Below are 13129 nucleotides of genomic sequence, written 5' to 3'. Positions count from 1 at the left end.
TAGAGGCTACGGTTCAATGACTGCAGTTCCCGCTCCATCTTGCCGATCCGGGCCGTGAGCGCGTTGATGAACTCGCCGCGGAGCAGCGTCGAGGCCTTTTCTGCCGCTTCTCGGGCCTGCCGTTCGTACTGGCGCACCTCGTTGGACTCGATATCCTCGTTCTATGCTTGGTTGTCTTCCGTCGTTAGTGCTGTACGCACGACGGATCGGTCAAACAGAAAAATAAGTCGCAGATACCATCCAACGGGTCATCCGCGCATTGAGGATATGACGTATCGGCTACCTGCACCTTGGTGTCGACCGGTTGGGCGGCAACCTCAGCAACAAAGGTCGGCACCGCCGCCGTTCCAAGCGCGAGGGCGCTCGCAGTCACGATCACGAATTTTTTCATTCTAGAGTCGCTTCGCTAGGTTGGCCCCAACCCGTCCATCACGTCTATATGACCGCGCCGCAAGTGGTAAAATTGATTTTCTTGATTGGGTCTATCTACGGAATGGATACGTTCGGATATCTCGGCAGGACCTCGCCTTAAGTCAATCGGAATCAGCGGAGCCGTTTACGCTCGAGCTCTCGCCCAGCCATCGAAGCTATCGATGCAGCTGTCGAAGCAATCGAAGCACCCTCGTTTGTTGATCATGGCATACTGTGCGTTGCAATGGTTGGAACCGCGCGGGTTTCCCGACGACCCCTGCGTCCCCTTGCGATTAGTGAATACGCGATTTCTTCACGGCCGATACGACGACTATGGGGATCGCCCTGGTTCCTCTTTGTTACGGCTGCGCTGCAGACCACACCGCAAGGCTTGCTCGGCTGTAGTGCCAAGTCCGGCTGGCAGTTCAACGTCTCGGTCGCAGCGCCTTAGCGTTGGAAGCTTAAGCTATTCGCCGTGTGGTGCGGATGCCTAGCTCGAAGTTGCGCCGCGCGGGTCTTGTTCGCCACCAATGCCCTGCGTGCCCACGCGAATCCTCGCGCTCCGTCAGGACTCCTTGCAGAGCACAATCTGCTTCCACGCAACCCCAAGCGGTCACGAGCCCGACGGCTGTGACAAGATCGGCTATTCGGACCAGAGCCCGCGTCTCGAGCGGCACTTTCGGGACATCGATTCACGATCGATGCAAGCCTGCCTCGGCAGCCTTCCTTATGCAACTTAAGCTCAGGCTCGTTGCGCCTCCGCCGGGCTGCGTCTGCCGACCTTTCGCACTGCCGGATTTAGCGACGATGGCGCCATCTCGCCAAAGTCAGCTCTGCGATGAACAATGGACGGTCGGCACAGTCGCAAGGGCTGGATATTCTTCAAGCAATGAAACTCGTCAGCTGATCGACAGCCAAACCCTCTAGCATGATACCATCTCTATCCGCACAAGGCTGGGCTTGATGGGCTCATAATCTGGAACAGAAGAAGGAGCTGGATCCCTCGACATACCGCCCCGTCGAGAACCAGATCCGCTTCCGTTTTATAGGCGTTTGTGCACGTCTCGGTTTCCGACCCTCGCGACTCGCTCAAATCTGATCAACTTGTCCGATTGATATCGACAAGGCTACCAAAGGGAAAATGGAATGAACCCGTTTGACAATATCGGTCCTGCGGCTCTTACGAATTACGTCGAGCTGCAACAGGAAGAAATGGGGCAAGCAGACTTTGAGCAGCGGCTTGGAGAGCCTCAGCCAATCCTCCAAACATCAGAGGCGGCCGGGGCCGGATCGTCCCGGACTGACACGAAAGGCAATTTGAGAGCGCGGGCTATTCAGGGGAACGAACGGTGCGCAGCTGCATCCTTTATCAGGACGAGCGCTCGGCTTGCCGCGACGCTGACCTGCGCAACCGTTGCGGAACTCAGAAGAGAAATCGAACTCGCGGCGCAAAAATCAGCACGATGGTCAAAAGCAACTGGGCCATCAGCCGGCGGCGTCGATAGTGGCCGCGTTTACGACGAGGTGGTGGCATCGTCGTACGCTGAGCTGCAGCGCTTTCAAAATCACGCCAGCCATTGCAAGCCACATGTACTGGACCGTCAAAGCGCGATGGACCATCTGCGCTCCATGGCGGCTTTGCGTTACGACGCCGCCCCCTGGAATATTTGGGGAGGCCAACAACTTGATCTGGGTCGCGCAGCGGCAGCGCACATGAGAGGGGACACTTATTCTTCGCCTTTTGTATCACTGTCCGAGGAGGCCTCACAACTGCTCCTGTCGCCGGACGATGACAACGAGTATGGCGCCAAAGCAATTGCGGAAAGCGCGAACGAGTTGCACTCCTACACGGTGCCACGGGTCACCACCTGGACGGCCGAAGAGATCGTCAGTATCCTTGAGGACGGGACTGAGAGTGATGAACCCAACCTTGCATGGGTGAGCGATACCCCAACCGAGGAGCGCGAGGTACTATTTCTGGGCGGGAATCTGGATGACTATCGGACCGCTAGCGAATCGAATCCGTACAAAAAGTCAGAGACGAGAGGCTGAGGCTAAAGGGTGCGAGAAACGCGACATCTCTCGTCGCGCTGCTCGGAAGTAGCGTTCCGCGGCATCTATAATGCCTGATCTGAGTGGCCCGCGGGGGAGTTGGTCGGGTAGCGCACGTCGACCATCAAAGTGTCCGCCGAGATCTGTACCGTCTTCAAATTCGTCGCACTTGTCGTCGGAGGAAAGCGAGGCATTTCGCGCGCCGATAGGCCAATATGGCCCCGTTATAGTCGCCAGAGCTCCACACTCGAGTCAGCAAATGCCAGCAGAGCACAACGAGCTTCCCGCCACGCCGACGCGGTCGTGGCCGTCACGGGATTTGCAGAGAAGCAGCCCCGCCCTCACCGGCTGGGACACTCGGAAGAACGAAAAGCCCCAGCACCTTCTGGGGGCCTGGAGGCCGGGATGCTGGGGCTCTCGTCGCCTTATCCAAGTGAAGCAAACGGACAGGCGGGCTCATTGTGCATTGCGAAGTCGATTCGTCAAACCAGAGCGCATCGTTTTCTTTTGGCATGCCAACCATCCGAAGCAATCCCTCTGGAGGTTTACTTGTCAGTTGGCGGCGCACATGCAGGCCTTCGCAACGAGCGCGACGCATCCGGCCGTATCGTCTTCGGGATCACACACATGTTTCTCCGGCTGCCGCGCTCAGCGGCTGGCTTCGTGCCCGCGCCGATCTTTGGCGCCACCAATGGCCTCATAGTGAGAGCTTACTTGCCCGTGATCGAAAATGATCCGGCTCTCCAGCCGACGAGCCTCTCGCGGATTTGGTGCGTGGTCTCTCCTCCGAGCTCCATCCGTTGGGGAGGTGGAACCTGAAGAGCCCGGTGCGGCTCAGGTAATCCGCCGAGCCGACCTGGAGGCATGAAAGCTGCCATCGAACGGCATGCTGCCGCAAGACAAGAAGCTCACTAGATTCCCAGTCGCCCCATCTGCGCTGACACGTGCCCAGCATCGGAAAGGTGGTACAACGCTTGGCCGCCAGCTGCGGTGCTCAACAATGACTTGCAAAACGCAGGTGTGAGCTTGCCGCGGTGGATCACGACGTTGTCGTGCCCCTCGGCGGCTCGAGCGTTCTGCCAGTGGCGATTATAGCCGCGCTGTTCATCGGACTTCACGTGGCAAGCGGCGAAGTCGAGGTCCCCCAACATTGGCAATTGCCAGGCATGTACCGGCCGCTTGGTATGGATGTGCACCCACATCGGGCTTGGCCTCGCACCACTGCTCAGCGCCTTGGGCTGCAGCTTGACCTCGAACAGCCTCCCTGGCTCTCCCTGCAAGGCGCGCGGTGGATCGACTGGCGCCAATTCCCCGGCCGCCCGCAATTGTTCAAGGTACCTTTGCGACGGAAACGCATAGGTCTTCATGCAATCGCTCGTGATTGCCGCCTTTCGCACGTTCAATGAGTTTGCCTGGCCCTGCACCTCGGACCGCATCGCCTTGAGCCGAAATATTTTTTCGTGCACTTCGGGCACTTGCACCGGCGTGAGCAGGCCCCGGCGGCGAGGCTCCTCCAGCGCGACTACACAGGCCTCAATCTCGGCAGCCTGCGTCTGCAAGCGCTTACTGACGAGATCCAAGACGTGGTCGGCGTCCTCGGGCTTCATCTGGCGCGCTTGCGAGATGGCACTTTGCTGAGCCGGCAGATCGAATTGCACCAGTTCGTCCAGTCGCTCGAGTAATCCCGCCAGCGCTTTCCTGGAGGGCGGAGCCTGCCACATCTGGAGGTGCTCGGTAGCAGAGGGTGACGCGCTCGCGCGTGCCTCCTCCGCGGTCGCGAGTTTTTTTGTACCGAGGTCCGAGAGCACGATAACCTTGCCGGTCGGGGCCGTGGCCGCATCGGGCCTGGCGAGTTGCGGCTCGGGCGGGCGCGCCGTCGAACTCCCCTCGCCTGCGGCCGCTGCGCGCCTTCCTTTGCCCTTTCTGCGCGCTCTGCTGCTTTCGCCCACCATGGCGGTATTTTCCGGCAGCGCAGCCCAAGCCGGCGGTTCAATTGTGGCTGCCAACTTTGGCTGCACTGCTAGCAACCGCATGACTTCGTTCGCCGTAAGCCACGCACTTTCCACGATCTGGTCCAGCAACTGCAACGGAAGGTCAGCTCCTGATCCGGCTTCCCTCAGCGTGGCAACCATGGAACTCACCCCTGAAGCGAATTCCGAAAGCCGCTCCATGACACCTTCCAGAACGGCGCGATGCTCGGCGTCGAGCGGTGCCCCGTTGCTGTTCAGAACAGCATGGCTGGTCGAGACGAATGCTGGAAAAACATCTTCGATGAAGGTCCCGAGCAGACGCACCCGCCCGTTCTCGTTCATGAGGGTTTCGTGCGCGCCCGGTTCCAACGTGCTCGCTTGCGAGTCAATCAAGAGCTCCGCGAGAGCTATCCGGGTTTGCAGATACATGCACTTCGTATTGAGCGCATGGCCGGTGTGCAGCCTTAGTGCGGCCTCTTCGGCCTTGCGCATCTCGGGCGTAGCGCTTGGCAAGTCCGCAGTAGCTGCGCAGACGGATTGCATCCGCTCCAAGCGCAGTGTCTTCTTTCCCCACCACTCCATGTGGGCCGCATAATGTTCCGCCACGCTTGCAACCGAGCGGCTCAGCTGGTGGGGCGTTGCGGTGCCTTTCAACCTCTCGAGGCATCTCAACGCTTCTTTTCTCTTCTTCTCCAGTTGGTCAACAATCTGCCTGGCCACGGTGTTACACTGGGTGGCTGCGTCAAGCACGTCATCGCGGAGAAGGCGGGCCCGATCGTCGGGCAGAATGCGACGCGCCAAATTTGGGGGCAGATCGGCGTAGTACTCCAGAGCTGCTGAGCCTGCCCTGACGACTTGGTCAATCAGCTCTTGCGCCTCGGGCAAATCTCGGGCGCGCATGGCCGCTCGACGACAAGGTTCAAGCTCCTCAAGGAGACTCTCCAATGTTTGCCTTGCTGCTTTGATCTCGTGCCGCGTTGGCGCCACCACATCTGAATCTGGTGGCTGGCTGGCGAGCGGCACGGCCCGCTCCTCAGGCCCGGAGCGCATCCGCTCCACGACGGCGTCGAAGGATCGGCTGCGTTCCCCAGGGACGACGCCGAGTTCCCCGGTGCTGTCGGCTGCTGCCGCCCCCACGTGCGATTTCCCGGATCGGCCAATGCCCGTCATGCTTTATCTCCGATTAAGTCGACGATGTGCAGCCTGTCTGGATAGACCGCTTGGCTGACGAGTAGCTGACCAAGAGCGTTCTCCAGGGATGCGCCAAAAAGCGTATGTCGCCTGTGGTTTCATTTCCCGTCGCAGCTCCTGTGTTGTGCTGAAGTGCGGGGATGACGCGTGTGTTGCCGGATAGTCAGCTGAAGCACATGACCGCGGACTCGAATGCGACAGTACCGGCCGCGAGGCGATTCGTGATCATCCTGCTTCCTGACCAGTGGTGTGTTCACACGAACTGGACGAAGCCATCCACATGCTGGAGAGCACGAGGCAACGCCGTGGTCGGGCAGAAATTGGCCAGCGAAGATTGATCAAGACCTACGGCCGCCCCGCAGGCGTCTCACTATCCGGCAAGGAGACTTCGAGAAGAGCTTACGAAGCCAGCGGCCACGCACCGCCTCTGATGAAGCGTAGAAAGCCGATCAGCAACAACATTAGCCCCGGCCGAAGCGAGCAGAACCGACGATGCGCAGGTCTTTTGCAACTACATCTCGGCGAAGCTGGTACCCATCCAGGCTCAGTCAGATCAGCCTCATAGACATACGGCAGCGAGCGTACCAAGCGCACCGAGCATCAACCCGATCAGCGAACCGGCCGTCGGAACGTCTCTAAAGAGGAGAAGAGTGAGTATCGGCTCCACCACCAGAATAGCTCCCACCGATATTGCGACAATGATCCAGATATTCTTCAGATGCATATAGCCCAGCGCGTATCCAAAAACGAGAAGGATGCCACCGAAAGATATCAGGAGAAACATCGGCAGGAGCATCGTCACATCCCCGCCGGCCTTTCCAAACCGCCTTGAGGCAATCAACTCGGCGATGATCGAAATCGCTTCTCCAAGGAAAATCGCTGCCACCGCTACAATCTTCAATATCAAGTTCATCGGCTGTCCATGGTGGCCCGGATATGGGGAATTGGAGGGCACCGTTGGTGTTGTTTTTTCGCTTGTCCGGCGCCTGCACGGCGCCGGGCCGGCTCACCTGTCGCTCCTTACGCGGGCTCGTCAACGCCTGCCCGATTGCCGACCGGCTCGCGACATGCAGCGATCGTTTGGCGCCGATCAGGCCGCTTTCGCTAGCGGCGTCAACGAATGCGGTTCAAGACGAGCCCAACCGCACCGCGTGCCGCCGACGCGATCAGGGACTAGGCTGCAATCCGCACTGGGAGTGAGGAGTAGCCGTGCACGAAATTAGATGCGATTCGCTCGGGTTCGCCGACAACGCTTACGTCTAGCCCTGCACGCAATATTTCGTCCCAGAGGATATTCAACTGCAGTTGTGCAAGATGCCGACCAACGCACCGATGGATACCAAATCCGAACGATAGATGCTGCCGCACATTCTTGCGGTCGATCACAAAGCTGTCGCCATTCTCGATGACTTCTTGATCCCGGTTGCCAGAGATATACCACATAACGACCTTGTCGCCCTTGCTGATCTGCTTGCCACCCAGAATGCAATCTGCCGCCGCGGTGCGGCGCATATGGGCGATCGGGGTCTGATATCGAATAATCTCCGACACGGCGCTCGACACGAGCGCAGGGTTATCGCGCAGTTTTTGCAGCTCGCCGGGGTACTGATTCATGAATAAGACGCCGCCGGTCATCGAGTTGCGGGTGGTGTCATTGCCTCCGACGATCAGCAGGATCAGATTGCCGAGAAACTCATCCGGCTTCATATGGCGCGTGTCGGGCGAATGTGCCATCAAAGAAATCAGGTCCAGGCGCGGCTCGGCATTAATGCGCTCGTTCCAAAGTCGCGTGAAATACTCGAGACATCCGGACAGGATTGTTCTTCGCTTTTCCCAGCTGTCGATGGCATGGCCAGCTCTCGGAGGTGTAACAGCTACATCTGACCAATAGGTCAGGAGCCTTCGGTCTTCGAAGGGAAAATCGAAGAGTGTGGCAAGCATCTGCGTCGTCAGTTCGATCGACACCATATTCACCCAATTGAACGGATCATTGCGCGGCAACCCGTCCAGAATCACCCTGACCCGGGAGCGGATCAGACTTTCAAACTTCGCCAGGTTATCCGGTGCGACTATCGGACTTACGGTATTGCGCTGCCCGGCGTGTTTTGGAGGACCCATCTTAATGAAGCTCGGGGTCCAGTGCTCGTCAGGCACATCGACGATCGTGACACCCTGTTCTGACGAGAATGCCTTATGGTTTGTATCGACCGCGACAATATCGTGGTACTTCGTGACGGACCAATAGGGGCCATAGCAGCTGTCTTGGCAGTAGTGAACGGGATCCTCCCTTCGCAGCCGCTCGAAGTACCCCCATATGCTATCATCCTGAAAGCGCTTGGCTTCGCTAACATCCAGCTTGCTCAGCGGGATACTCGACGCCTCATCGGCTCTACGTGCCGATCTCGCTTTCATGATGGTCTCCGCAGATTTTGTTCATTCGAGAGCATACGGGTCCGCATAGTCGCGCTCCACGACCGCCCTGATGTGTTGGTTGCGAGCATGTCCTCGCTCCAACAGAGTATCTCAAAGCACGAGCCGGCCTCTCCTACCATTTCTGGCAGGACAGATCGCATTGACTTTCTAAGTCGATCCAATCCAGTGGACCTTAGAACCATCACGGCAACGCTGGCATCGCCTGAGATCGGCGATATCGTTGCTCGAAATCAAATAGCTGACATGCCGCCACAGCCTTCCAGGTCTTCCGCAGCGCGTGCGGCGACAATCATTAGCGCTGCTCATCCTCCATGACACCACCTAGCCGCAGCACCACCGAGAGTACGCAAATGTTCTGTTCGGCCCGACAATCGCCTGCTTGATCCAACATCCTGGCGGGCAGCCCAGCAACTGAACGAGACAGGAGCTCTCGAGGACGATCGTCTCCGAGGCTACGATGCTCAATCGCTATCCACCCAGTTCATGGCCGCGGAACCATTCGCAAGGACGATGGCTTGCGCGACAAGTAAAAAGGATGGTCCGGACCCTGGCACCGTCATAGGCAGAACTCCAAATAGCCCTTTCGCCCGGTCAGCTTCTGATCAGCATCGCCGCTGCTCGGCAAGCTCTGCGCACATTGCGACGAGGAGGCCAGGGCCTGGCACCCGGCTCACGCGAAAACTAGACGAGGATGTCAATGACAGCGAACGGTACTATGCGTAGTCAGCACGTAGAAAGCGGTATTCGACCCCGAGAGATCGGTGCTACGTTCAGCAAACGCGTTGTCGAACCCGGCGCATTGCCGACCGCCCCTTGCTCTCCTTCCAGCAGTTCCACCTGAAAGGATCAAAGAGAATGACGGCATACCCGACGACGCTGAAGAAACTGCGCGCGGCCGATCCTGGTAGCAAGGTATTGGAGATAACCACGACCACCGGCTGCATCGTCAGATGTTCTTATTGCTCCCAGGACAAGTTTGCAGATCGCCAAAGGCTCGTATCCCAAGCCAAGCATCTGGGTGTTCAGGATTTCAAGCAATGTCTCTCACGCGTACCGACAGCTACCGGCATTAGTTTTGCCGGATATTCGGAGCCCTGGTTGCATCCGCATTGTAGCACGATGGTTGAGCACGCTTACGCACGCGGCCACGACGTCCGGATCTTCACGACCCTTGTTGGAATGAACGGAACTGACGTTCGGCGCTTGCAAGTGCTCCGGTTCAAGACTTTCGTCGTTCACGTACCCGACGACGGCACCTATATGAACAGCCGCCTCGTCGGAAAAAACTACATCAATGTCATGCGCCGACTGATTGAGGCAAACATTCCCTCAATTCAATTGGTGGTCCTGGGTAAAATCCATCCTGATCTAGCCGACGTAATCCCCGCCAAAAAGCTACAACGCCTGCGGCCGCTGAGTAGCAGGCGAGGACGTATAGATCCGAGAATGATCACCTCCCGGCAGCCGATCGCCGGCACTCTGACGTGCAATGGGAAACAGCAGCATCGGAATGTCCTTCTTCCAAACGGCGATGTTACTTTGTGCTGCATGGATTTTGAGCGGCGTCATGTCCTTGGGAATCTTTTGCGCCACGAGTACGAAGATCTGTTCAAAGGCCGGATATTTAGCGAAATCGCCGACCGCATGAACGGTACGGATGGCTTTCTGCTTTGCAGGACGTGTGAATTTGCCAAACCGGAGCCGGAATGTAGGAGCCCTGCCCGCGCGCTGTGAGAATGGCCATACCGATGGAAGCGCGCCGCACCAGCTGGACTAGTCCCAGAAGACGGATCAGAGTCGCGCCTCGGCGAATGCACGACCGGGGACCAGCCCTTACGAGAGCTCCAAGGATCGCCTATGTTCAACTGGTGCACTGGAGGTGGTAGATGCTTTTCCCGCAAGATGACGGACGATTTGGCTTCGCAGTTGATCTCGTGCCTCTCGATCGATCCAAAAGCCGTCTTCAGTAATTCAATGAGCCGCTCTCCAATGGGAGTTCGAACGTACAAGAGAGCGTAACGGGCCTGACCCACATGCCCGCCATGACGAGACCAACGTTGCGCTTGCAATTCAGCGAGGTCAGTAGCTGCAGAATATTCCATCCAGGATCGATTACAACGACCTCGACTTGCCGATCTTGCCAGGAAAACCCGCACACGGCGGCGCTGGTGCCCTCTCACAAACCATGCGATGTGGGCATCCGACAGGTTCGTTCCCCGGGGAGGTCATCACCTGCATATCGAAAGAGCTGCCGCAGAATCAACTGCGACATTGTCCGCTGATCTTCCGCTCAATAGGACGCTCATAGCGCAAACAGTATATTGGCCGACTGACGTTCTCATGAGGAGAGGGATTTTCCAGCTGAAGGAGCGATACGCTCTCGCGCTTTGTCGCCCGATCCTTATTCCAATTGCGGCCTGCCTCCAAAGCTCCTGTTCAGCGCCGAGCGCCTTTTCGGTAATAAAATCGGATGGAAACCGCAAATGGTGCGTCTCAGGAAGTTCCGCCAGCCTCGAACGGAAACAATCCACAGGTTTAAGCTCTCTTTATAGAACGTATCAGGAACTTACGGGAACCCAGGCTAGCAGGCCGGCCAGTGGCTCGCACGTTAGCTAGATTATTCTCATCATTTTTTGACGAGTAGCTTGCGGATGACGGAGAATCCCCATAATCTCCTCATAGGATGCCGAGATTATGCCGTATATTCACAACACTCCCGCCTGGCCCAGTTTCAACTGGAATGTTCAAAGCATTGCTGATCGGCTCGCCGCAGTCCGCCACAAGCAGGGGCGCCTCATAGGCCGCATGGAGCGACTAGGCTTCCCACTTAAAGCAGAAGCAACGCTTCAAAGCCTCACCGAAGAAGTCGTGAAGTCCAGTGAGATCGAAGGCGAAGTCCTCGACCGCAACCAAGTGCGCTCGTCAATTGCTCGCCGATTGGGCGTGGACATCGGTGCGCTTACACCGGCTGACCGGAATGTCGAAGGCGTCGTCGAAATGATGCTCGATGCCACAGAAAAATATGCCGATGAGCTGTCAGCCGAACGCCTCTACGCTTGGCATGCGTCGCTCTTCCCCACCGGACGAAGCGGCATGACCAAGATCGTGGTCGGTGCCTGGCGCACCGAGAAGTCCGAGCCCATGCAAGTCATCTCTGGACCCATAGGGCGAGAGCACGTGCATTACGAGGCTCCCGCCGCCGCACGGCTCGAAAATGAAATGCGCGCCTTTCTGGCCTGGTTTAACAGCCGGGCTGATATGGACCTCGTTCTCAAAGCTGCAATTGCCCATCTATGGTTTGTAACCATACACCCTTTCGAGGATGGAAATGGACGCATCGCGCGAGCCATCGCCGATCTAATGCTGGCGCGTTCCGAGAACATCACGCACCGCTTCTACAGTATGTCGGCCCAGATCCGTCGCGAAAGGAACGATTACTATGCGGTTCTCGAAAGAACCCAAAAAGGCGACCTGGATATCACCGAGTGGATTAAGTGGTTCCTAGATTGCTTGGACCGTGCCTTTGACGGAGCTGCGGTGGTCCTCGCCAGCGTTCTGCGGAAGGCTACTTTTTGGGACGAACATGCGGGAAAGCAACTCAATGAGCGTCAGCGGGCCGTTCTCAACCGGCTTCTGGATGGCTTCCATGGAAAAATGAGTTCATCCAAGTGGGCGAAGTTGACAAAGATTTCCCAAGCGACGGCTTCGAGAGATATTGATGAACTCGTTGCACTCGGCATCCTGAAGAAAGACGCAGCAGGCGGCAGAAGTACCAGCTATTCTTTGATCGAGCCGATGGTAGAACGCTCATGAAGGATACGATCAAGAAGAAGCCTTCGAGAAGACGCTCTCCATGCAACTTGTCCGAACCATCGATTTCGTCAAGTTCGCCGAAACCAAGAATGCCGCCCTTCTTACGTTCTCCTCGCTTTGGATCATCGGCACGATCAACCTGCTAACGAGCCAGGCCAGCTTGCCACTCGGTTACAACGTCGCATTCTGCGCGGCGCTTCCTCTCCTCGCTGTGGGCGGTCTGGTTTGTATTCTGTCGTTTGTCCCCCAGGTGTTGGCTCAGTTTTTCGAGACAGATGACGACTCCGTCAGCTTACTGTATTAGGGCGCCGCGCCAAGCACACATTCAAGCGCTGCCTTTGATCTTATTCCATATGCAAGGCGTTCCACCCCCTGAGGACCCGGGGTGCCAGTCTGGTATCGACGAGTTTGCTCCAGGACTTGCCTACTTCGATCCAGCGGCATTTTCGCGCGGGCAAGCTCTCCAGCACTTTTTGGGCAATAGGTGCGAGACTCGCAGCTTCAGAGGTTGGGTCAAGGCCAGCATCTGCAAGGATTTTCACGGCTGCCTCTTTGGATCGCATCCACGCCGCTTCGGTGAACCTGTTTTCCGAGAAATATTCGAAACAGGTGCGAAACGTCAGAGCACGGCCGATGACCTTATGGTTTGGTAATCCCGTCTCACTGAGCCATCGGCGCAAATGGTCGCACCATTCCTTGTTGCTGAAGTCGAGAAGATTGCCACCTTCGAAAATCAAAAGCGCCGCCATGCCAGCGATTTCAAATCGTACGTCCTCATCTTGTTTTTCGAACCATTCGCGGATTGCTTGCAAGGGCGTCCTCGGCATCTCGGCCGCGCCGGTCCGTTTGAACGGGACGACGTTTTCCAGTGAGGGCATGCGCGGCCAAGGCTTCCCCTTTGCGTCCCATAAGACCCAACGCTCTGCGATCGCTTTTGCTTCTTCCGGTGATCTGGTCCGCCAAAGCTCCTTGAGCGCCTCGTCGACGTAGTATGAAACATCCGCCTTCAGGCCACGTGTACGCGCGATTGCTGCTAGGCGTCCGGCGTCAAGGAGCCGGGCCGCGAAGTTGTTCTCTGCGTTCATTTTCCGAGGTCTTTCGCGCCTCTCCAAAGCGTCCCGTTCATTCTGCTCTACCGTACTACAAGCCCGCTATTCACGCCGTTGAAAGTTAGCGGCGACGTGACAAGACGCCCGCCGGTATCGGCCGAGCAGACGCTGTCTGCCTTATGTTAGCGCCGCTAACTTCAGTGGCCAGCC

At 57.5% G+C, this 13129-nt stretch carries 9 protein-coding genes; 4 read left to right on the top strand and 5 right to left on the bottom strand.

The features are described from left to right. Positions 1-184: 184 nt before the first annotated feature. Positions 185-391 (bottom strand): hypothetical protein, encoded by a 207-nt coding sequence (locus ACVW1C_RS27945; protein ID WP_456728242.1) that lies wholly within the window; start codon positions 389-391, stop codon positions 185-187. Positions 392-1557: 1166 nt separating this feature from the next. Between ACVW1C_RS27945 and ACVW1C_RS27940 the strand changes: the two genes are divergently transcribed. Then, positions 1558-2463 (top strand): hypothetical protein, encoded by a 906-nt coding sequence (locus ACVW1C_RS27940; RefSeq protein ID WP_456728243.1) that lies wholly within the window; start codon positions 1558-1560, stop codon positions 2461-2463. 911 nt (positions 2464-3374) lie between these two features. Here the strand turns inward: ACVW1C_RS27940 and ACVW1C_RS27935 are convergent. The 3 genes from ACVW1C_RS27935 to ACVW1C_RS27925 form a co-directional block, all read right to left on the bottom strand. Further along, the gene (locus ACVW1C_RS27935) at positions 3375-5603 is read right to left on the bottom strand and encodes a hypothetical protein (RefSeq protein ID WP_456761102.1); all 2229 of its coding nucleotides are present in this window, start codon (positions 5601-5603) and stop codon (positions 3375-3377) included. Between the two features lie 580 nt (positions 5604-6183). Then, on the bottom strand, positions 6184-6537 hold the full coding sequence (locus tag ACVW1C_RS27930) for a hypothetical protein (RefSeq protein WP_456728245.1): 354 nt from the start codon (positions 6535-6537) through the stop codon (positions 6184-6186). Positions 6538-6797: 260 nt separating this feature from the next. Beyond that, positions 6798-8036 carry a cytochrome P450 gene (locus ACVW1C_RS27925; RefSeq protein WP_456761101.1) on the bottom strand — a complete coding sequence of 413 codons (1239 nt, stop codon included), beginning with the start codon at positions 8034-8036 and terminating at the stop codon, positions 6798-6800. Between the two features lie 876 nt (positions 8037-8912). Between ACVW1C_RS27925 and ACVW1C_RS27920 the strand changes: the two genes are divergently transcribed. The 3 genes from ACVW1C_RS27920 (at position 8913) to ACVW1C_RS27910 (ending at position 12174) form a co-directional block, all read left to right on the top strand. Next, positions 8913-9791 (top strand): SPASM domain-containing protein, encoded by an 879-nt coding sequence (locus ACVW1C_RS27920; RefSeq protein WP_456728247.1) that lies wholly within the window; start codon positions 8913-8915, stop codon positions 9789-9791. Between the two features lie 960 nt (positions 9792-10751). After that, a complete protein-coding gene (locus ACVW1C_RS27915) occupies positions 10752-11870 on the top strand; it encodes a Fic family protein (RefSeq protein ID WP_456761100.1) in 1119 nt (372 codons plus the stop codon). 40 nt (positions 11871-11910) lie between these two features. Then, positions 11911-12174: a hypothetical protein gene (locus ACVW1C_RS27910; protein WP_456728249.1), complete on the top strand. Its 264-nt coding sequence runs from the start codon at positions 11911-11913 to the stop codon at positions 12172-12174. Between the two features lie 40 nt (positions 12175-12214). Here the strand turns inward: ACVW1C_RS27910 and ACVW1C_RS27905 are convergent, their stop codons facing one another. Then, a complete protein-coding gene (locus ACVW1C_RS27905) occupies positions 12215-12955 on the bottom strand; it encodes a hypothetical protein (RefSeq protein ID WP_456728250.1) in 741 nt (246 codons plus the stop codon). Between the last annotated feature and the right edge of the window lie 174 nt (positions 12956-13129).

It is taken from the genome of Bradyrhizobium sp. USDA 4011 (assembly GCF_054063415.1).
This window is presented reverse-complemented; position numbering and strand designations above follow the sequence as displayed.